The organism is Pseudomonas sp. LH21, assembly GCF_036549575.1.
GTDB lineage: Bacteria > Pseudomonadota > Gammaproteobacteria > Pseudomonadales > Pseudomonadaceae > Aquipseudomonas > Aquipseudomonas peradeniyensis.
The window spans coordinates 4,602,515-4,622,528 of the sequence record NZ_CP144367.1; the positions used below are offsets into that span (position 1 = coordinate 4,602,515).

The 20,014-nt window shown below is 62.9% G+C and carries 16 protein-coding genes and 2 pseudogenes; 7 read left to right on the forward strand and 11 right to left on the reverse strand.

Features of this window, described 5'->3' with window-relative positions:
- Positions 1 to 6 precede the first annotated feature (6 nt).
- The 4 genes from VUG52_RS21030 to dinG form a co-directional block, all read right to left on the reverse strand.
- A complete protein-coding gene (locus VUG52_RS21030; protein WP_050704224.1) occupies positions 7 to 984 on the reverse strand; it encodes an OmpA family protein in 978 nt (325 codons plus the stop codon).
- Positions 985 to 1,083: 99 nt separating this feature from the next.
- Positions 1,084 to 2,229 carry a serine hydrolase domain-containing protein gene (locus VUG52_RS21035; RefSeq protein ID WP_050704223.1) on the reverse strand — a complete coding sequence of 382 codons (1,146 nt, stop codon included), beginning with the start codon at positions 2,227 to 2,229 and terminating at the stop codon, positions 1,084 to 1,086.
- Between the two features lie 171 nt (positions 2,230 to 2,400).
- Positions 2,401 to 4,629, reverse strand: a complete 2,229-nt coding sequence (locus VUG52_RS21040; RefSeq protein ID WP_050704222.1) for a beta-galactosidase — start codon at positions 4,627 to 4,629, stop codon at positions 2,401 to 2,403.
- A gap of 81 nt (positions 4,630 to 4,710) precedes the next feature.
- Entirely contained in the window at positions 4,711 to 6,855 is a 2,145-nt protein-coding gene (gene dinG, locus VUG52_RS21045; RefSeq protein WP_050704221.1) for an ATP-dependent DNA helicase DinG, read from the reverse strand.
- Positions 6,856 to 6,953: 98 nt separating this feature from the next.
- Between dinG and VUG52_RS21050 the strand changes: the two genes are divergently transcribed.
- On the forward strand, positions 6,954 to 7,418 hold the full coding sequence (locus VUG52_RS21050; protein WP_186716121.1) for a CopD family protein: 465 nt from the start codon (positions 6,954 to 6,956) through the stop codon (positions 7,416 to 7,418).
- 126 nt (positions 7,419 to 7,544) lie between these two features.
- Here the strand turns inward: VUG52_RS21050 and VUG52_RS21055 are convergent.
- Positions 7,545 to 8,150, reverse strand: a pseudogene (locus tag VUG52_RS21055) (IS3 family transposase); the annotation flags it as partial.
- A gap of 124 nt (positions 8,151 to 8,274) precedes the next feature.
- Between VUG52_RS21055 and VUG52_RS21060 the strand changes: the two are divergent.
- Positions 8,275 to 9,177, forward strand: a pseudogene (locus VUG52_RS21060) (IS256 family transposase); the annotation flags it as partial.
- 31 nt (positions 9,178 to 9,208) lie between these two features.
- Here VUG52_RS21060 and VUG52_RS21065 read toward each other — a convergent pair.
- The 6 genes from VUG52_RS21065 to VUG52_RS21090 form a co-directional block, all read right to left on the reverse strand.
- Positions 9,209 to 10,572, reverse strand: a protein-coding gene (locus tag VUG52_RS21065; RefSeq protein ID WP_409077784.1) for an IS3 family transposase whose coding sequence is annotated in 2 segments (ribosomal slippage) — positions 9,209 to 10,084 and positions 10,087 to 10,572 — 1,362 coding nt in all. Because the reading frame shifts where the segments join, the coding sequence is not laid out codon by codon here.
- A 765-nt stretch (positions 10,573 to 11,337) separates the two neighbouring features.
- Positions 11,338 to 12,701, reverse strand: a protein-coding gene (locus VUG52_RS21070; RefSeq protein ID WP_220689933.1) for an IS3 family transposase whose coding sequence is annotated in 2 segments (ribosomal slippage) — positions 11,338 to 12,213 and positions 12,216 to 12,701 — 1,362 coding nt in all. Because the reading frame shifts where the segments join, the coding sequence is not laid out codon by codon here.
- A gap of 158 nt (positions 12,702 to 12,859) precedes the next feature.
- Positions 12,860 to 13,618, reverse strand: coding sequence for a collagen-like protein (locus VUG52_RS21075; RefSeq protein WP_331832036.1), 759 nt, complete (start codon positions 13,616 to 13,618; stop codon positions 12,860 to 12,862).
- Positions 13,611 to 13,886: a DUF1145 domain-containing protein gene (locus tag VUG52_RS21080; protein ID WP_050704046.1), complete on the reverse strand. Its 276-nt coding sequence runs from the start codon at positions 13,884 to 13,886 to the stop codon at positions 13,611 to 13,613. Before VUG52_RS21080 ends, VUG52_RS21075 begins: the two co-directional genes overlap by 8 nt.
- A 98-nt stretch (positions 13,887 to 13,984) precedes the next feature.
- Positions 13,985 to 14,704, reverse strand: a complete 720-nt coding sequence (locus tag VUG52_RS21085) for an OmpA family protein (protein ID WP_331832037.1) — start codon at positions 14,702 to 14,704, stop codon at positions 13,985 to 13,987.
- An 89-nt stretch (positions 14,705 to 14,793) separates the two neighbouring features.
- Positions 14,794 to 15,486 (reverse strand): OmpA family protein, encoded by a 693-nt coding sequence (locus VUG52_RS21090; RefSeq protein WP_331832038.1) that lies wholly within the window; start codon positions 15,484 to 15,486, stop codon positions 14,794 to 14,796.
- A 160-nt stretch (positions 15,487 to 15,646) separates the two neighbouring features.
- On the opposite strand from VUG52_RS21090, the gene VUG52_RS21095 reads away from it, so the two are divergent.
- From VUG52_RS21095 to VUG52_RS21115, 5 genes are all read left to right on the forward strand, one after another.
- Positions 15,647 to 16,141, forward strand: a complete 495-nt coding sequence (locus tag VUG52_RS21095) for a DUF6231 family protein (protein ID WP_028690059.1) — start codon at positions 15,647 to 15,649, stop codon at positions 16,139 to 16,141.
- A gap of 4 nt (positions 16,142 to 16,145) precedes the next feature.
- The gene (locus VUG52_RS21100) at positions 16,146 to 16,622 is read left to right on the forward strand and encodes a YchJ family protein (RefSeq protein ID WP_050704043.1); all 477 of its coding nucleotides are present in this window, start codon (positions 16,146 to 16,148) and stop codon (positions 16,620 to 16,622) included.
- 2 nt (positions 16,623 to 16,624) lie between these two features.
- A complete protein-coding gene (locus tag VUG52_RS21105; protein ID WP_050704042.1) occupies positions 16,625 to 17,101 on the forward strand; it encodes an LEA type 2 family protein in 477 nt (158 codons plus the stop codon).
- A gap of 7 nt (positions 17,102 to 17,108) precedes the next feature.
- Positions 17,109 to 17,312, forward strand: a complete 204-nt coding sequence (locus VUG52_RS21110; protein ID WP_012313055.1) for an SEC-C metal-binding domain-containing protein — start codon at positions 17,109 to 17,111, stop codon at positions 17,310 to 17,312.
- 193 nt (positions 17,313 to 17,505) lie between these two features.
- Positions 17,506 to 19,941, forward strand: coding sequence for a penicillin acylase family protein (locus VUG52_RS21115; RefSeq protein WP_050704041.1), 2,436 nt, complete (start codon positions 17,506 to 17,508; stop codon positions 19,939 to 19,941).
- Positions 19,942 to 20,014 lie beyond the last annotated feature (73 nt).

Here is a 20,014-nt window from a genome sequence, read left to right on the forward strand (position 1 = left end):
TGACGATCAGTTGGTCTTCGCAGGGCTGTTGGCGGCGACTTTCTTGTCGGTGACGGCCTTCTTCGCGGCAGGTTTGGCCGGAGCGGCTTTCTTCTTCGCGGCGGTGCTGGCCTTGGCCGGCGCCTTGGCCTTGGCGGCCGGTTTTTTCGCAGCCGGCTTGGCAGCGGCCTTGACGGCTGGCTTGGCGGCCGGGGCCTTGGCGTCCTGGGTGGCGACCATCGCCGCCGGGGCCGGTGCCGGGGCGGCCTGCTGGTACTTGGCCAGCAACGCGACCATGGTGTTCTGCGGGGTCAGCAACAGCTCGACGCGGCGGTTCAGGGCGCGGCCCTCGGCACTGTCGTTGGCGGCGCGCGGCATCACCGAGCCCATGCCCTTGAGCATCAGGCGGTCACGCTGCAGGCCGCTGAGGCGGAAGATCGCCGACACCGAAGCAGCACGCTCGAGGCTGAGCTTCTGGTTGGCGACGGTGGCACCGCTGCTGTCGGCGTGGCCGAGGATCAGCACGGCGGTCTTGGTGTCGGTCTCGATGGCCTTGGCCACCTGGGTGATCGGGCCGAGAGTGACCGGCAGCAGCATGTTCGGGCGGTCCGGGTTGTAGGAGCTGTCTACCGGAATGGTCACCGCCAGCACATCTTCACGGCGTTCGAGTTCGAACTTGCTGCCCTTGATCGCTTCGCGGACCTTCGGCTCGTACTGGTCGAGCCAGGCCTGGGTGGCCTTCTGGTCGATCTTCGGCACCGCCGCGACCTTGTCCTTTTTCTCGTCGCTACCGAACGGCCACCACCAGCGGCTGGCGCTTTCGGACTTGGCATCGGCCTTGGCGACGTTTTCGACGACGGCCTCCTTCACTTCCTTGTCGGCGACCTTGTCCGAGCCAAAGGGCCACCAGTTCAGGCCACTGTCCTTGGAAGCGTCCTGGGAATGGCTGGCGCAGCCGGTCATGGCCAGGCACAGGGCGAGTGCTAAGGTTTTATGTGAAGACATCAGCGATACACCATGAAATAGAAAGAAATTTTGCCCATACGCGTCAGGCGTTGGCATTGAGGATAGTCAAAGGGTCCGGGCAATACCCGCGTTACCCGATCAAAGGCAACTGCCAAGGACCCGCACCAGGCGTTGGGCACGCGGGTCCATCAGCACGTAGGGGCCCAGGGTATTGGTGACGAAGCCAAAGGCCACGTCGTGTTCGGGGTCGGCGAAGCCGACCGAGCCACCCGCGCCGGGATGACCGAATGCCCGTGCGCCAAGGCCGAAAGTGGCGTTGGCCACCTCTGGCTGGTCGAGCATGCAGCCCAGGCCGAAGCGGGTCTGGGTCAACAGGGTGCGGTCCTGGCCGAGGCTGTGCTCGCGGGTCAGTTCGTCGAGCAGCTCGGACTCCAGCAGGCTGCCGTCGAGCAGGCCGGCATAGAAGCCCGCCAGGCTGCGGGCGTTGCCGTGGCCATTGGCCGCCGGCTGCTGCATGCGCCGCCATTCGGGCTTGTTGGTGCTGGTGAGAATCGCCGGCGGGTTGGTGAAGGCCCGGGTCGACAGGGCCTCGGGCTCGCGCATGGTGACCTGCAGCAGGCGCTGGGCCGCGGCATCGCCGGGGTTGCCCTTGCCGCGGGCGATATGCGCCACACGGTGGAATTCGTCGTCCGCCAGGCCGACATGGAAATCCAGCCCCAATGGCCGGGCGGTGCGGGCCACGATCGAATCGCCCGGGCCACGACCGTCGGCGCGACGGATCAACTCGCCGATCAGCCAGCCATAGGTGATCGCCGCATAACCGTGTTCGCTGCCGGGCGTCCACCAGGGCGCTTCGGCGGCCAGGGCATCGACCATGGCCTGCCAGTCGTACAGCGCCTCGGCCGGCAGCAGCTCACGAATGGCCGGCAGGCCAGCGCGATGGCTGAGCAGCTGGCGCAGGGTGACCTGCTCCTTGCCGGCCTGGGCGAACTCCGGCCAGTAGCGTGCCACCGGCGCATCGAGGGCCAGCTTGCCCTCGCCCACCAGTTGCAGGGCTGTGACGGCGGTGAAGGTCTTGGTGCAGGAGAACAGGTTGGCAATGGTGTCGCTGTGCCAGGCCTCGCGGCCGTCCTTGTCAGCGCTGCCGGCCCACAGGTCGACCACGGTCTCGCCGCCGACCTGGATGCACAATGCGGCACCACGCTCCTGGGGATCCTCGAACAACGCGGCGAAGGCATCGCGCACCGCCTCGAACTTCAGCTCATAGTGACCCTGGATCTGCACCCGACTACCTCTCTGTACGGCCTGGCTTGCAAAGGGGTGCATTGTTTCAGTAGTTGGGCGATTTGCAAACTGGATATGGCTGGGTGGTTGTCAGGGGCCTGCCTATATTCCCTGGTCTGACGCTATCGCGGGGCAAGCCCGCTCCCACGAAAGCGCTCCTGGGGACAGCACTCATTTTTTGGGAGCGGGCTTGTCCAGTTCGGTGCGTAGCTGCGTGAGGCTCTGCAGGTTGCTCCGGCGCACCGCCTCGACGAAGCCTGGGTAGCTCACGTCGGTAATGGCCACCAGGCCCAGGTGGCCGTTCTCGCCGTCCAGCAGCCTGCCGCTGGCCGGCTGGTCGAGGTACTGGAACCAGTGCGCGCCAACGATCATCGGCTGGGCCATGGCGGCCTTGAGGAAGTTGGCATAGGCCGGGCCGCGGTCTTCCTCACGAGCCACCTCCAGCGGGCCTGGCCAGAACGGGCCACGATCGCGGGAACCGAACTGGAACTCCGAGACCAGCACCGGCTTGTCCAGCTCGGTCAAACGGGCGAAGTCGTAGCCGTCTTCAGGCTTCAAGGTATAGAAGTTGAAGCTCAGTACATCGCAGAACCTGGCGCAGGCCTTTACCGCCTCGGGCGTGCTGACCGCATAGCGCCCGCCCAGCAGCAGATGGTTGGGCGCATGCCATTTCAGGGCATCGGAAATGGTCTTGAAATAGGTTTCGGCGAACACCTGCTGGAAATACTGGTAGTCACGCTCGATTTCCGGGTGTTCCGGGTTGGGCAAGGGCGCCTCGAAGCCTGGGTCTTCCATCAGCTCCCAGGCGGTCAACTCGATCCCCCAGGCCTTGGACAAGCCTTGCTGGTTGCGGTACTTGTCGCGCAGCTGCTTGAGGAACGCGCGCTTGGCCGGCACATCGGTGGTCAGGCGCAAGGTGCCGTAGGCCAGGCCGTAGCGTGCCTTGGGATCGTCGCCGGGGGCAGCCCAGGCCAGCTCGTTGTCGGCGAAATAACCGATCAGCCAGGGGTCGTCGCGGTGATCCCGGGCGGCGATGGCCACGGCGCGCTCGGTGGCCATGGCGAAGCGCGGGTCAAACGGATCGGGCATGCGGCCCCACCAGTCCATGCCGGTACTGATGCTGGCGTAGTCACCGACAATCGACAATGGCAAGGTGAACGGCAGGCGCTTGGCTTGAGCGAGTGCCGGGTCACTCCAGTTGCCGAGGGTGTTGAAGCCCCAGGCCTGCAAGCGGTCCAGGGTATGGGCCTGCCAACGCTGGGCGTCCAGGACCGGTGTCGGACAAGCCACGCCTTCCTGCGGGCAAGGCTTGCCGTAGGTGCGCTGCAGGTTGGCCGTATAGAAATCGAACCAGCGGCCTTGCTTGAATCCCCGGCCTTGGGACGAGGCATTGCCGTCGTCGTTGTTACCCTCGCCATAGAAGGCGCTCATCGCGTCGCCTTCGCCCGGCAGGGCCTTGAACATGCCTTCGCGGCCAGCGACATAGGTACGCCCGCCATCGGCGGCAACGGCATTGACGCCGAGCGAATAGAACGGATGCCCCTCCGGCGTCACCAGGTACCAGCGGCCGTCGCGTTTCTCGGTACGGAAGAAGCCCTTGGCTTCGAAAGCCGGCCCGGCGAGCAGGCCGCCATAGGTGTCCAGCTTGAGTTTTTCGCGCTCGGCCAGCCAGGCCTTGAGCTGTGCCTGTTCGCGGTTGTCGGCGGCCTTGAGCTGCTCATCGCCGACGATCTTCTCCGGCCAGCGGCCCCGAGTCGACTGCCCATAGGCATCGATCAACTCGCTGTAGGCGGCCTTGAGCGCCTGATCGTCATCCTGCAGGCCGACTTTCTCGATCAACAGGCTCTGGGCCACCTTGGGGCGGGGAATGCTCAGGCTGATCGAAGTGACCTGCGCCAGGTCCACCGCGCCTTCGCTGCTGGTGAGCAGCAGGCGTTGCCCCTCGAAGGTCCAGGGCATCGGTGGCCCGGCGCGCATGCCCTGGCTCAGCGGCGAACTGGCCTTGAGCGGAATCATCACGGTCTGCGCGGGCCCGGCCGGCAGGTCGATGCGGCTGGTGAGGGTGCGCCCGTCGCTGCTTTGCACCGTCACATCGACGGTCAGCGCCCAGTCCATCCCGCTCTGCAGGCGCAGGGTCAGTGCCTGACCGGCGCTCCAGTCCCAGGCTCCGCCTTGCGGCGCGAGGCGCAGGGTCGGCTGCGCCACTGGGTTGAACACCACCCGCCGCAACACTTCGCCTTCGGCTGTCTGTTCCGCGTTGTACTGCGGCAGGCTGGCGTCCTGGGTGACGACATTCACCACCGAGGCCGGGCGCACGAAGCTGAACAACGTCTGTTGCCCGGCCAGCAAGGGCGCGCTAAACAACAGGGAGAACACGACAGGCAGGGTGCGGCGGATCATAGGGCGATGACTCTCCTTTGGAGCCCGTCATGGGCTCGCAATCGAGTAATGGACAACGGGTTGTGCGTCTTGCTCCGGCGCTCAGCCGATTTCCCGTCGGAAAGGTGGCAGCGCATTGAGGATAGCCTTGCCGTAGCGTTGCGTGACCAGACGGCGGTCGAGCAAGGTGATGACGCCACGGTCCTGCTCGGTGCGCAGCAGGCGCCCGCAGGCCTGGATCAGGCGCAGCGAGGCATCGGGCACGGCAATTTCCATGAACGGGTTGCCGCCACGGGCCTCGATCCATTCGGCCAACGCGGCCTCGACCGGATCGTCCGGCACGGCGAAGGGGATCTTGGCGATCACCACGTGCTCGCAGTAGGCGCCCGGCAGGTCGACACCCTCGGCGAAACTGGCCAGGCCGAACAGCACGCTGTGCTGGCCGTCATCGACCCGCGCCTTGTGCTTGTTCAGGGTCTCCTGCTTGGACAGGTTGCCCTGGATCAGCACCAGCTTGCGCCAGTCGCGGTCCAGGCCGTCGAACACGTCCTGCATCTGCTTGCGCGAGGAGAACAGCACCAGTGCGCCACGCGCGTCCTCGACGATACCCGGCAACTCGCGAATGATCGCCGCGGTGTGCGCCGTGGCGTCCCGCGGGTCGGCGCCGAGGTCGGGCACCCGCAGCAGGCCAGCGTCGCCATGCACGAACGGGCTGGGCACCACGCACTGCACTGCGTCGCGGGGCAGGCCCGAACGCATGCGGAAGCGGTCGAACTTGCCCAGGGCGGTAAGCGTCGCCGAGGTCACCAGGGCACCATAAGCGACGTTCCACAGGCTCTTGCGCAGCATCTCGGCGGCCAGGATAGGGCTGGCGTTGACCTCGATGTCGAACAGCGCGCCGCTTTCGGCCAGGGTCAGCCAGCGGGCCATGGGCGGGTTGTCTTCCGGGTCTTCGGCAGTGAACGCGGTCCACAGCTCCCAGTTGCCCTGGGCGCGGGTCACCAGGCTGCCGAACAGCGGGTACCACTCCTCGGCCTGGTGGCTGGCGATACCGATGTTGTTCTCGCCGTCCATGCCTTCCTTGAGCAGGTCGGCCAGGCGGGTGAACAGGTCGTTGAGGCGGGCGAAGCCTTTCTTGAGCTCGATGCCGACTTCGCGGATCTGCTCAGGCACCACCCCGCCTTCGAAACGGTAGCGCGGGCGGTCACGGCCTTCCATGTCCTCTCCGGCGCGGAAATCCGCCACCTGCTCGCAGAGGGTGAACATGAACTGCTGCTGGGTGCGGACTTCCCGCGCCAGCTCCGGGACCTGCTCGATGTACTTGCCAAGGTCGCCCGGCAACGGATGCTGGGCCAGCAGCTTGGTCAGGTTCTTGGCGGTCTGCTCCAGCCAGTCGGCGGTGGAGCGCAGGCGCGAATAGTGGGCGAAGTGGCCGATGGCCTTGTCGGGCAGGTGGTGGCCTTCGTCGAACACGTACATGGTGTCGCGCGGGTCGGGCAGCACGGCGCCACCGCCCAGGGCCAGGTCGGCCAGGACCATGTCGTGGTTGGTGACGATCACGTCGACCTTGCCCATGCCTTCACGGGCCTTGTAGAACACGCACTGCTGGAAGTTCGGGCAATGCCGGCCGGTGCACTGGCCATGGTCGGTGGTCAGGCGGGCCCAGTCCTGGTCCTCGATGGTTTCGGACCAGCTGTCGCGGTCGCCGTCCCAGCGGTTGCCGGCGAGCTTCTCGATCATGCTGTTGAACAGCTTCTGGCTGCGCTCGTCGACCTCGATGCGAAAGCCTTCTTCCTCGAACAGCTGGGCAGTGGCCGACTGGGCATGGCCTTCCTGCAGTAGGACATCGAGCTTGGACAGGCACAGGTAGCGGCCGCGGCCCTTGGCCAGGGCGAAGCTGAAGTTCAGCCCGCTGTTGCGCATCAGGTCGGGCAGGTCCTTGAAGACGATCTGCTCCTGCAGGGCCACGGTCGCGGTGGCGATCACCAGGCGCTTGCCGGCGGCCTTGGCCGCGGGGATCGCGGCCAGGCTGTAGGCGACGGTCTTGCCGGTACCGGTGCCGGCCTCGACGGCCACCACCGCGGGCTCGCCGGCACGGCGGCCGTCGTCGTCGCAGGCGATGTCGCCGAGCACCTTGGCCACTTCGGCGATCATCAGGCGCTGACCGTAGCGTGGCTTGAGGCTTTTGGCTTCGAGGAAACGCGAGTAGGCGCCCTGGATGGTAGCTTTGAGTTCGTTGCTGATCATGGTCTGCAGGCGCCCGGAGGGCTGGATATATTTTCAGTGTTTCGCATGGGCCGGCTATCATACCCCGCTATTGCCCTTTGTGCCGCATGGAGATCCGGATGCTTGCCTTTGCCCTGCCCTACACCTTGCATGTCCTGGCCGCCCTTGTCTGGGTCGGGGGGATGTTCTTCGCCTGGCTGGTGCTGCGACCGGCAACGGTTGCCGCGCTTGAGGGGCCTGCGCGGCTGCGGTTGTGGGTGGAGGTTTTCCAGCGATTCTTCAGATGGGTCTGGCTGGCGGTGGCGGTGTTGGCTGTCAGTGGGGTCGGGATGATTCACCTGCGGTTTGCCGGGTTCGAGACCGCGCCTCGTTACGTGCAGGTGATGATTGGCGGGGGGATTGTCATGTTTGCGTTGTTCATGCGGGTTCAGTCTTTGTTGCTGCCTGAACTGCGGACGGCGGTGGAGGCTGGGGATTGGGCTTCGGGGGCTGGGGTGCTGGGGCGGATTCGGCGGTTGGTGGGGGTTAATTTGTTGATTGGGGTGTTGGTGGTGGGGGTGGCCAGTTCGCGGGTTTGGGTTTGAGGGGGTTCGGGTTCTGGTTCCTTGGTGATTGTTTTGGTTTTTGTATGCGCATTCGTAGGTGATGTCGACATTTAGTCACCTTTTCGCCTTTACGTGAACTGACCCCCGAAAGTTGGACGGGGTACGCTATGGGTTCAGCGCTTGAGTCCGAAATTGTACCGGGCTCAAGCCATTCAGTCTTAGACTTATACGTTCTTGATTGTAGTAGGCGATGTAGTCCTCTAGCCCTGATGCCAGTTGCTCAACACTGTCAAACGATTCCAGATAGAAAAACTCGCTCTTGAGTGTACCGAAAAAGCTTTCCATCGCGGCATTGTCCAGGCAGTTGCCCTTACGCGACATGCTCTGCTGGATTTCCTTTCCGCCCAGCATATGTCGATAAGCAGGCTGTCGGTATTGCCAACCTTGATCGGAGTGCAATATCGGTTTGTCATCTGGGTTCAGCCGCTCGAAAGCTTGCTCCAACATCGTCGAGACCATCTTGAACTCAGGGCGCGGATTGATCTGATAGGCAAGAATTTCGCCGTTGTACAGGTCCATCACAGGTGAAAGATACAGCTTCTGCCCTTTCACCTTGAACTCTGTTACATCGGTTACCCATTTCTGATTAGGGGCTTCCGCCTTGAATTCACGCTTGAGCAGATCAGATGCAACAAGCCCTTCGGAACCTCGGTAGGAGCGATATTTCTTCACTTTTACCAGCGATTTTAGATCCATCATCTGCATCAACCGATCGTGTCCCAGGAAGTGGTGTAACTGAACCAGCCGAAGGCGCCCTGCGGGCGAAAGAGGATGGTCATCGTGGTTCTTGGCTAACGTTGAGTTTGCGGACTTAACCTTCACCAGAGAAACCACGATGACCAAGCCCACTATCGCATTGACCGAGTTGGTTGAGAAAGGGGCAGACGCTGATCTGCTCAAGCAAATGATCCAGTTCGTTGCCCAGCGCATGATGGAGTTCGATGTCGAAGGCCTGTGCGGCGCCGGCTTCGATGTCAAAAGCCCAGACCGGACAAACAGCCGCAATGGCTACCGTGATCGCCTCTGGCAAACCCGCGCCGGTGACGTTGACCTGAAGATCCCGAAGCTGCGCCAGGGCAGCTACTTTCCTGGCTTTCTCGAGCCTCGACGTACCGCCGAGAAGGCCATGGCAGCGGTGATCCAAGAAGCTTACATTCAGGGCGTTTCAACGCGTTCGGTGGACGAGCTGGTCAAGGCCATGGGCATGACCGGCATCTCCAAAAGCCAAGTGTCACGGCTGGCTGGTGAGATCGATGAGCGCGTTCACGCCTTCCTTGACCGACCGCTTGAAGGCGACTGGCCCTATCTCTGGATAGATGCCACCTACGTCAAAGTGCGGGAGGCCGGGCGCATCGTCTCGGTCGCCGTAATAATCGCTGTGGCCGTGAACACCGATGGTGGCCGTGAAGTCCTGGGCATGCGTGTTGGCCCATCAGAAGCCGAGCCGTTCTGGACGGACTTCCTGCGAAGCCTGATGCGGCGTGGCTTACGTGGAGTGAAGTTGGTCATCTCCGATGCCCACGAGGGGCTCAAGGCGGCTGTCTCCAAGGTCTTCAACGCGACCTGGCAGCGCTGCCGCGTGCATTTCATGCGTAACGCCATGGCCCATGTCGGCAAGGGTCAGCGCACCATGGTGGCAGCGCTTCTGCGCACGGTTTTCGCCCAGGACAGCCGTGCCGAATGTCATCAGCAGTGGCGCCTGGTCGCCGATCAGTTGCGCGAAAAGTACCCCAAGATTGAACTGACCCCCGAAAGTTGGACGGGGTACGCTATGGGTTCAGCGCTTGAGTCCGAAATTGTACCGGGCTCAAGCCATTCAGTCTTAGACTTATACGTTCTTGATTGTAGTAGGCGATGTAGTCCTCTAGCCCTGATGCCAGTTGCTCAACACTGTCAAACGATTCCAGATAGAAAAACTCGCTCTTGAGTGTACCGAAAAAGCTTTCCATCGCGGCATTGTCTAGGCAGTTGCCCTTACGCGACATGCTCTGCTGGATTTCCTTTCCGCCCAGCATATGTCGATAAGCAGGCTGTCGGTATTGCCAACCTTGATCGGAGTGCAATATCGGTTTGTCATCTGGGTTCAGCCGCTCGAAAGCTTGCTCCAACATCGTCGATACCATCTTGAACTCAGGGCGCGGATTGATCTGATAGGCAAGAATTTCGCCGTTGTACAGGTCCATCACAGGTGAAAGATACAGCTTCTGCCCTTTCACCTTGAACTCAGTCACATCGGTGACCCATTTCTGATTAGGGGCTTCCGCCTTGAATTCACGCTTGAGCAGATCAGATGCAACAAGCCCTTCGGAACCTCGGTAGGAGCGATATTTCTTCACTTTTACCAGGGATTTCAGATTCATCAACTGCATCAACCGCTGCACCTTCTTGTGATTGATCACTTCGCCGTGCCGCTCAAGCACTGCGGTGATGCGGCGATAGCCGTACCGCCCCTTGTGCTTGTGATAGAGGCTATTGATGCGCTCTTTGAGAACCGCATGCTTGTCGGTCACCAACGCTTTGCTTTGGTAATAGAAGGTGCTGCGTGCCAGCCCTGCCGCGCGTAAAAGCAGAGCTAGCCGATGCTCATGCCTCAATCCTTGGACGGTCTGCGCTTTCTTGATTGCGCAGTGCTGGGGTCCGCTTGGATCAAGGCATCGAGCTTTTTTAGATAGGCATTCTCCGCACGCAGATACTCCAGCTCTTCGAGCATCTGCTCAGGTGTCAGCTCGGTATCTGCAGGGGTAGCCGGGCTTATGCTGGGTTGTTTTGATGCTTTGCGGGGCATTCGGGATTCTCGGGCACGATGCGGGTGAAGTGCTTCTACTCCGCCTTCATCGTACAGCCTTTTCCACTGCCTGATGCTACTCGGACCTCGGATATCAAACTGTATGCAGGCTTGCTGGGCTGACAGTCCGCCTTGCTCGATGCACTGCAAAACCTTCAACTTGAACTGGGCGTCGTAGTGGCTGTACTTGGTAGTCAGACCTGCTGCGCCGTGTTGCTCATAGCCCTTTATCCAACGGCGTAGCAACGATGGACTCAGGCTATGCTTCAGTGCTACCTCATGAACACTCCGTGCAGAAAGGCACTCTTCGATGAGTGCTTGCTTGAGCGCTAGATTGTATTTCGTCATGGAACACCCTCCGGTTGGAGTCAGGCGTCCAACTTTCGGGGGTCAGTTCAACGGCGACCTACTTTTCTCTAGGGAAAAGTAGGCAAAACCGTTCCGCTCCGTTCATCCGTCCCGCTCGTGGCGGGATTCCCTCACGCCTTTGTTTGCTCCCGGGAGGACCGCGCTGAACGCCCCATCCTGGGGCGCAGCGCTTGACGGCCATCCATGGCCGTCACCTCCCTCCGCAAGAACTCCGCTCGGCCTCCTGAAGTCGCAATTGGTGTTGCCCGGACTATTGCGCGCTTAGAAGCAAGAGCAAGAGCAAGAGCAAGAGCAAGAGCAAGAGCAAGAGATGCAAAGTTAGTTGGTTGACAGTTAGTTATATATTGGCTGTTCCGACCCGTTCGCGGGGCAAGCCCGCTCCTACAGGGTTATATATAACGACGACTGTCGTGTAGGAGCGGGCTTGCCCCGCGATGCAATCGAGAGATTAATTAGATTTAAACTAGCGACAGCTGCGCCAGCCCAGGCGCCGCTCGTAACTTCGCGACTTCAGGAGGCCGAACGGAGGTCTTGCGGAGGGAGGTGACGGGCATGGATGCCCGTCAAGCGCTGGGGCCCAGGATGGGCCCTACAGCGCGGTCCTCCCGGGAGCAAGGCCGGAGTGAGGGAACCCGGAGCGAAGCGGAGGGCCGTATGAATGGAGCGAGGATTTTTTGGTGACTTTTTGATCCTTCAAAAAGTTACCCGCCGTTGAACTGACCCCCGAAAGTTGGACGGGGTACGCTATGGGTTCAGCGCTTGAGTCCGAAATTGTACCGGGCTCAAGCCATTCAGTCTTAGACTTATACGTTCTTGATTGTAGTAGGCGATGTAGTCCTCTAGCCCTGATGCCAGTTGCTCAACACTGTCAAACGATTCCAGATAGAAAAACTCGCTCTTGAGTGTACCGAAAAAGCTTTCCATCGCGGCATTGTCCAGGCAGTTGCCCTTACGCGACATGCTCTGCTGGATTTCCTTTCCGCCCAGCATATGTCGATAAGCAGGCTGTCGGTATTGCCAACCTTGATCGGAGTGCAATATCGGTTTGTCATCTGGGTTCAGCCGCTCGAAAGCTTGCTCCAACATCGTCGAGACCATCTTGAACTCAGGGCGCGGATTGATCTGATAGGCAAGAATTTCGCCGTTGTACAGGTCCATCACAGGTGAAAGATACAGCTTCTGCCCTTTCACCTTGAACTCTGTTACATCGGTTACCCATTTCTGATTAGGGGCTTCCGCCTTGAATTCACGCTTGAGCAGATCAGATGCAACAAGCCCTTCGGAACCTCGGTAGGAGCGATATTTCTTCACTTTTACCAGCGATTTTAGATCCATCATCTGCATCAACCGCTGCACCTTCTTGTGATTGATCACCTCGCCATGGCGCTCAAGTACTGCGGTGATGCGGCGATAGCCGTACCGCCCCTTGTGCTTGTGATAGAGGCTATTGATGCGCTCTTTGAGGGCCGCATGCTTGTCGGTCACCAACGCTTTGCTTTGGTAATAGAAGGTGCTGCGCGCCAGCCCTGCCGCGCGTAAAAGCAAAGCCAGTCGATGCTCATGCCTCAATCCTTGGACGGCCTGCGCTTTCTTGATTGCGCAGTGCGGGGATCCGCTTGGATCAAGGCATCGAGCTTTTTTAGATAGGCATTCTCCGCACGCAGATATTCCAGCTCTTCGAGCATCTGCTCAGGTGTCAGCTCGGTATCTGCAGGGGTAGCCGGACTTATGCTGGGTTGTTTTGATGCTTTGCGGGGCATTCGGGATTCTCGGGCACGATGCGGGTGAAGTGCTTCTAGTCCGCCTTCATCGTACAGCCTTTTCCACTGCCTGATGCTACTCGGGCCACGGATATCGAACTGTATGCAGGCTTGCTGGGCTGACAGTCCGTCTTGCTCGATGCACTGCAAAACCTTCAACTTGAACTGGGCGTCGTAGTGGCTGTACTTGGTAGTCAGACCTGCTGCGCCGTGTTGCTCATAGCCCTTTATCCAACGGCGTAGCAACGATGGACTCAGGCTATGCTTCAGTGCTACCTCATGAACACTCCGTGCAGAAAGGCACTCTTCGATGAGTGCTTGCTTGAGCGCTAGATTGTATTTCGTCATGGAACACCCTCCGGTTGGAATCAGGTGTCCAACTTTCGGGGGTCAGTTCACGTAAGGGCGGAAAGGTGAATAAGCGTCGACATCACAAATGAATGCGCATACAACTCTCAACACCAACTAAAACAACCAAACAACCAAACAACACTAATCCAAAAAATTCAAAGCCGCTGAAGAATCAACTCCCCCGCCCCCCCAGCCAACCCAGGCTGCCCGGCCTGCCCAGGCCGCCCATTACCCCCAGCATCAGTCCGATAGACCAGACACCCCTTACTGGCACCACCCAAACCAGCCTTCCCAGCAGCCCCCGCCTTGCCCGGCGCACCACCATCAAGCCTCACCACAATCCGCTCCTGCGCAAACCCTTCAGGCACCGCCAGACGAACCCGCCCACCGGAAGCCCCATCATGCCCATTACCACCATCATCACCATTGGCCCCCCGGCTGGCCTGCCCCCAGGTACAACCCCCAGGCTTGCCATTGGCCCCATCAAGCCCAACATACCCAGGCGCCCCCGCCCCGCCCCGGGCATCGATCGACAGCCGATCCGCCTCCAGCGCCTGCAACCGCAGATCCAGGTTACGCCCCGGCCGCGCCGCGCGCTCATAGGTCCCGGGCGCCCCAGGCGCGCTGAATTCGCTGCCCTCGCCCAGGTAGGCACTCAAAGCCTCGATGCTCAGGTCCCGCTCGGCCGGCGCGATGGCGATCCGCGCATCGCGCCCCAATTCGAGCCGGTCGATCTTCAGTTCGGTAAGCGTGGCCGGCAGCAACAGCGTCGCCGAGTCGGCCACCCGCAACTGCTCCAGGTGCACGCTGGCCGCCTTGTTGGGCAGACGCAGCATCGAATGGGCGGCGACCTCCAGGCTTTCGGCCTGGACCAGGGGGCTGGCCAGTGCGGCCAGCAACATCAGTTTACGCATGGCTCGACGCCTCCTGCGGACGGGGGATGGACATGACGTGGAAGATACCGGTCAGCAGGATCTGCAGGCGGTCGAACCAGCGATGGCTGCGCCCGCGCAGGCTGCCATTGAAGAACAGCACCTCCAGCGCATGCAGCGACAGCAGGACGATACCCGCGGCATTGATCAGCAGATTGAGCGGCAACGGCTGTGGCATGAACAGGTTGAACAGCACCACGCCCCAGAACGCCACCGTCAGAGCCTTGCCCAGGCCCAGGATGAACTTCATGTCCGGCCCCCATGGATTGTTGTTATGTCGGCGCGGCCTGTTCGAGCGGACCGCGCCGGCAACAGTAACCCTACTGCCAGGGCATGCGCCAGAGGGGTTCAGTTCAGGTGCAGTTCCACCCGTCGGTTGCGCGAGCGACCCTCATCGGTGTCGTTGTCAGCCACCGGCTCACTCTCGCCACGGCCCTGGCTGGTCACCTTGTTCGGCGCCAGCCCCTGACTGATCAGGTACTCGGCAACACCGCTGGCGCGGCGCTCGGACAAGCGCTGGTTGTAGCTGTCCGAGCCCACGCTGTCGGTGAAACCGATGACCTTGACACTGGCCACGCCGGGGTCGTTGAGCTTGGGCAGCAAACCTTGCAGGCGCTGCTGAGCGCCCTGGGTCAGCTCGGCGGAGTCGAAGGCGAACAGCACCTGGCCCTGGTCATCGAGCGTGATCACCTCCGGGGTTGCCGCCGGCTCCGGTTGAGGTGCCGACGCCGGATACTGCGGCAACGGGCAGCCCATGTGATTGACCTGGGTGCCAGCCGGGGTGTCCGGGCAGCGGTCGCGGCGGTCGAATACGCCATCGCCATCCTCGTCGCCATCCTGGGCATAGCAGATCAGGCCACCGGCAATCGCACCAGCAACGCCGGCACCGGCTGCCCAGGTGGAACTCTCGATGGCGCCCAGGCCGCCGCCGACCAGTCCGCCAAGCAGGCTGCAGATGGGCCAGGTCCTTTGATTGAGGGGCGCGCTGCCATCGCTGTGGGTGGCGCAGCCTGAAATCAGGCTCGTCGCCACCACCAACGGCAGGGCCGCTTTCGACAAAACACGCATGGTGATTGCTCCTGTGTCACCGGCCGCTACCGGTCACACAGGAGTAAAGACGCGCCCGCGCCACTTCTCAAGGCGCGGGCACGCGGCACTTAACGCTGGATCTTGATCTCGGTGCGGCGGTTCATGGCACGGCCGTCGGCAGTGGCGTTGTCGGCCACCGGCTGGGTCTCGCCAGCGCCCACCACCGAGACGAAGCTGGCACGCGGCACGCCGTTTTCGACCAGGTAATTGGTCACCGACTGGGCACGACGCTCGGAAAGCTTCTGGTTATAGCTGTCGGAGCCGACGCTGTCGGTATGACCGGAAACGCTCAACCGGGCGCTTGACGCCTCTTGTTTGAGGCGGCTGGAGATCTTGTCCAGGCGCATTTTATCCGCAGTGGTCAAACGATCCGAGTCAAACTCGAAACGCACATCGCGAATGACGATGACCTCTTCCTTCTGCACCACCACTTCCTCGACCACCGGCGCCGGCTCAGGCGGGCAACCGTTGGCATCGACCTGCACGCCACGCGGAGTGCCAGGGCACTTGTCGCGGCTGTCCGGCACACCATCGCCGTCTTCGTCGCCATCGCCGTGGGCCCAGCAATAGCCGGCCGCCAGGCCACCACCGAGCAATGCGCCCCAGCCAGCCCAGCTGGAGCTCTCGATCGCGCCCAGGGCCGCGCCGCCCACGCCCCCGACGGCAGCGCACTTCGGCCAGTCGGTTTTCTGCAAACCTGCACAACCAGTCAACACACTGGTGAGCAGAACCAGGGGTATCGCTGTGCGTACTATGCTCATCTTGTTGCTTCTCCTAGGGGGAATCGGTGCATTACCGATGCCCTGGGAGTAAAGACCGGCGATTACCGCTCTGCCAGCAATAAGCCCCGACGTGGCGACGCGCCTCTTTGCCCGATCGCCCAGGACCGCTAGTCTTGAGCGACCTGAACGAGGAATGGCAATGACCGAGGTTTTCTCACAACGCACGCCGCAGCAGGCCCTGGCCGCCCTGCTCGATCGCTTCACCCCGCGCCAGCTGCTGCTGGTGGGCAGTCGCTTCCCAGCTCTGGAAGCCTTCGCTGCCGCACATCCCGAGACCCGGATCGAGGTCGCCGCACCCGGTCCGCTCCCCGCCGAACAGGCGGCCCGACGCTTCGACCTGGCGGTATTGGTCGACTGCCTGGAGCACCTGCCCAAGCGCACCGGCCTGGAGCTGCTGGGCGGCATCCGCAACCTCAACGCCAGCCGCGTCGCAGTGCTGGCGGATCTGAACGCCTGCGGCTGGCAGGACACCGACTTCTATTCGCTGGCACTCTCGGCCAGCGAAAAATTCCAGCGTGACGAACAGGTGTTGAGCCTGTTCACCTATGATCTGCATGACTACAAGCAGGTCCCGGACTGGCTCAATGCGAAGTTCTGGGCCAACCCTGAAAACTTCGGCAAGTACTGGTGGTGACCGGATGAGTGTCTCGATCTGCCCCTGCGGCAGCGGCAACCTGCTCGACGCCTGCTGCGGGCATTATCACAGCGGCACTCCGGCGCCGGATGCCCAGGCCCTGATGCGTTCGCGCTACAGCGCCTACGTGCTGGGCCTGGTGGACTACCTGGTCGATACCACCCTGCCGGCCCAGCAGGCCGAGCTGGATCGCGCCGCCATGGCAGCCTGGAGCGCGCAGAGCACCTGGCTGGGTCTGGAGGTGGAAAGCGCCGAGGTACTGGGCGGGCAACCCGAGCACGCCTTCGTCACCTTCACCGCGCGCTGGCACGACCTGGAAGGCGACCACCAGCACCGCGAGCGCTCGGCATTCGTCCAGCATGCCGGACGCTGGTACTTCATCGACCCGACCGTGGCGCTCAAGGCCGGCCGCAACGACCCCTGCCCTTGCACCAGCGGGCAGAAGTTCAAGAAATGCTGCGCCAGTTACCTCGGTAGTTGAACATGCGCCCCCTGGCCCGCCTGCTCACACTCGGCCTGCTGCTGGGTTGGCTGGCGGGCTGCGCCAGTTGGGGCGACGACACCTGGCGCGAGCCACAGCTGCACCTGCTTGAGGTAAAGCCGGTGAAGATGCGTCTGCACCAGCAGGAGTTCGTCCTGCACCTGCGGGTCGACAACCCAAACGACAGCCGCCTGTTCATCCGCCATCTGACCTATTCGGTGCGCCTGGGCGACCTGCTCCTGGCCGAGGACGAGGCCAGCCTCTGGCGCAGCGTCGGCGGCCAGGCTCGGCGTACCTTCAAGATCACCGTGCGCACCAACCTCTGGCAGCACCTCAAGCCCCTGGCGAAGCTGCTCAAGAGTGGGCAACCCCTGCAATACCAACTGCGCGGCGAGCTGGCCACCGGGCTGATCGTCCATCGGGACCTGCACTTGTCGCAAAGGGGTGAGATAATCCCCGGCGATCTACAACCGGAGTAACCCCGCAATGACCCAGCAACCCCATGTCCATGGCCCCGACTGCAACCACGGTCACGACCATCACCACGACCACGACCATGGCCATGTGCACGGCCCGCACTGCAACCACGGCCACCAGGAGCCGGTGCGCAACGCCCTGAAGGACGTCGGCCGCAACGACCCTTGCCCGTGCGGCAGCGAGAAGAAATTCAAGAAGTGCCACGGCGCCTGATCGACGTCGAAGCAGGCCATCGCGGGTCAAGCCCGCTCTCCGGCAAATCGTCGCGGGAGCGGGCTTGACCCGCGATTTGCACGCACCAGCACTACCACTGGTAAATAAAGCTCCCCGGCACCTTGCACGGCGACTGCGCGCTCACTACCTTAGCGCCATTCAGAACCCCGCCACGCCCTGCAGGAGCCTAGTCATGGCCGCCCCCGTCCTTCCGCCCTTCCCTCTCCGCCTCGGCAGTGCTGCCGCGTTGCTTGGCCTGCTCGCGCTCGGCGGCTGCCAGATGGGTGGTCACCAGGACAGTGTGCTGCCGACGACCGGCGTGCAACCGCTCAAGGGCCTGGCGCAGAACGTCTCGGTTCGGCGCAACGCGATGGGCGCGCCGCTGATCGAAAGCAGCAGCTTCCATGACGCGCTGTTCAGCCTGGGCTACCTGCACGCCGGGGATCGCATCGAGCAGATGGTCGCCATGCGCCTGCTGGCCCAGGGACGCCTGGCCGAGCTGGCCGGGGCCGACGCCCTGGAGATGGACCGCCTGATGCGCGCCGCCAACCTCAAGCAGAGCGCCGGCCAGCTTTACGCCGATGCCTCGCCGCGCCTGAAGCGCTTCTTCGAGGTGTACGCCCGCGGGGTCAACGCCTACCTGTTCCGCTACCGCGACAAGCTGCCGGGCGAGCTCGCCCGCAGCGACTACCGCCCGGAATACTGGAAACCCGAAGACTCGGCGCTGATCTTCAGCCTCTATGCCTTCAGCCAGTCAGTGAACCTGCAGGAAGAACTGTCCGCCCTGACCCTGGCGCAGAAGGTCGGTGCCGACAAACTCGCCTGGCTGCTGCCCGGCGCCCCCGACGAGCCACTGGCAGAGGGCGAGATCGACAAACTCAAGGGCGTGAACCTGGCCAGCCAGCTACCAGGGCTCGGCGCACTCACCGCCGCCGGCCAGCAACTGGCCGACCTCGGCCTGCTGGGCGCCCCCGGCTCGGCCAACCTGGCCCTGACGCCCCAGCGCAGCCGCAGCGGCAAGAGCCTGCTGGCCAGCGACAGCCGCGCCACCTGGGCACTGAGCCCGGTGCAGATCCATACCACCAAGTACCGGGTCGCCGGCCTGTCGCTGCCGGGCCTGCCGATCGTGCTGGCCGGCTACAACGGCAAGCTGGCCTGGAGCAGCAGCGCGGTGATGGCCGACAACCAGGACCTGTTCCTCGAGCAGGTACGCCGCCAGGGCAACCAGTTGAGCTACCTCGCCGACGGCAAGTGGCAGCAGGCCCGCGCACGCAACGAAACCTTCCTCGTCCGCGGCCAGCGCCCGCAGCGCGAGGTGATGTACGACACCCGCCACGGCACCCTGCTGCCGGGCCATGGCAGCCTGGCCCTGGCCCTGCACCTGCCGCAGCTCAAGGAGGATCGCAGCCTCGACGCGCTGTTCGACCTGACCCGCGCACAGAACATCGAGCGCGCCTTCGACAGCACCCGCGAGGTCGCTGCGGCGGCGTTGAACTTCGTGTTCGCCGAGCCCCAGCACATCGGCTGGCAGGTCAGCGGCCGCTACCCCAACCGCCGCGAAGGCCAGGGCCTGCTGCCCTCGCCGGGCTGGGACGGGCGCTATGACTGGGACGGCTACGCCGACGCGATGCTGCACCCCTACGACCAGGATCCGCCCGCCGGTTTCATCGGCCACGCCAACCAGCGCAGCCTGCCCAAGGGCTATGGCATGCAGCTGTCGAGCAGCTGGTACTACCCCGAGCGTGCCGAGCGCATGGCCCAGCTGGCCGGCAACGGTCGTCACGACAGCCGTAGCCTGATGGCCCTGCAGAACGACCAGGTGACGCTGCTGGCTGACAAGCTCAAGCAGATGTTCGACGCGCCCGGCATGGCCCAGCCGCTCAAGCAGGCCATCGATGCCCTGCCCGCCGCTCAGCGCGACAAGGCCCGCGATGCCCTGGCCCGGCTCAAAACCTTCGATGGTCGGCTGAGCCCGGTCTCGGCCGATGCCGCGCTGTATGAACTGTTCCTGCAGGCGGTCACCCGGCAGACCTTCCTCGACGAGCTGGGCCCAGAATCCAGCCCGGCCTGGCAGGCCTTCGTCGGCAATGCCCAGCTGTCCTACTCCGCCCAGGTCGATCACCTGCTGGGGCGCGAGGACAGCCCGTTCTGGGATGATCGCGGCACGCCGCAGAAGGAAGACAAGCCGACCATCCTCGCCCGCAGCCTGGCCGCCGCGGTGGATACCGGCACCGCCCAGCTCGGCACCGATCGCCGCGCCTGGCAATGGGGCAAGCTGCACCAGTACCGCTGGCCGGCACCGGCCTACCACGGCCTGGGCGACAAGCTCGACCGTGTGCCCCTGGCGGCGGGCGGCGACTTCAGCACCCTGGCCCTGACCCCTTATGCTTGGGGGAACGGCTTCGACACCCAGCTGCCGGCCTCGGCGCGGATGATCGTCGACTTCGGCCAGGCCGAACCGCTGCAGGTACTGACCAGCAACGGCCAGTCCGGCAACCCGGCCAGCCGCCACTACAGCGACGGGCTCGATGCCTGGTTCAAAGGCCGCTTCAGCAGCCTGCCGCTGCAACCGCAAAATTTTGCAAGGGCATATGGTAGTCAGCGGTTGACGCTAGTGCCTGGGAAATAAGTCCTATCCGGTTCATCCGGGGTAATCCTGGATGGACCACACTACAAACTTAGCCGGGAGGTAAGCTCCCGGA

Excerpts from the sequence above, each read along its gene's own strand:
- VUG52_RS21100 (WP_050704043.1), top strand. The coding sequence starts at position 16,146 with ATGAGTGTCTCGATCTGCCCCTGCGGCAGCGGCAACCTGCTCGACGCC.
- VUG52_RS21095 (WP_028690059.1), top strand. The coding sequence starts at position 15,647 with ATGACCGAGGTTTTCTCACAACGCACGCCGCAGCAGGCCCTGGCCGCC.
- VUG52_RS21115 (WP_050704041.1), top strand. The coding sequence starts at position 17,506 with ATGGCCGCCCCCGTCCTTCCGCCCTTCCCTCTCCGCCTCGGCAGTGCT.
- VUG52_RS21080 (WP_050704046.1), bottom strand. The coding sequence starts at position 13,886 with ATGAAGTTCATCCTGGGCCTGGGCAAGGCTCTGACGGTGGCGTTCTGG.
- VUG52_RS21075 (WP_331832036.1), bottom strand. The coding sequence starts at position 13,618 with ATGCGTAAACTGATGTTGCTGGCCGCACTGGCCAGCCCCCTGGTCCAG.
- VUG52_RS21040 (WP_050704222.1), bottom strand. The coding sequence starts at position 4,629 with ATGATCCGCCGCACCCTGCCTGTCGTGTTCTCCCTGTTGTTTAGCGCG.
- VUG52_RS21090 (WP_331832038.1), bottom strand. The coding sequence starts at position 15,486 with ATGAGCATAGTACGCACAGCGATACCCCTGGTTCTGCTCACCAGTGTG.
- dinG (WP_050704221.1), bottom strand. The coding sequence starts at position 6,855 with ATGATCAGCAACGAACTCAAAGCTACCATCCAGGGCGCCTACTCGCGT.
- VUG52_RS21030 (WP_050704224.1), bottom strand. The coding sequence starts at position 984 with ATGTCTTCACATAAAACCTTAGCACTCGCCCTGTGCCTGGCCATGACC.
- VUG52_RS21085 (WP_331832037.1), bottom strand. The coding sequence starts at position 14,704 with ATGCGTGTTTTGTCGAAAGCGGCCCTGCCGTTGGTGGTGGCGACGAGC.
- VUG52_RS21050 (WP_186716121.1), top strand. The coding sequence starts at position 6,954 with ATGCTTGCCTTTGCCCTGCCCTACACCTTGCATGTCCTGGCCGCCCTT.
- VUG52_RS21110 (WP_012313055.1), top strand. The coding sequence starts at position 17,109 with ATGACCCAGCAACCCCATGTCCATGGCCCCGACTGCAACCACGGTCAC.
- VUG52_RS21105 (WP_050704042.1), top strand. The coding sequence starts at position 16,625 with ATGCGCCCCCTGGCCCGCCTGCTCACACTCGGCCTGCTGCTGGGTTGG.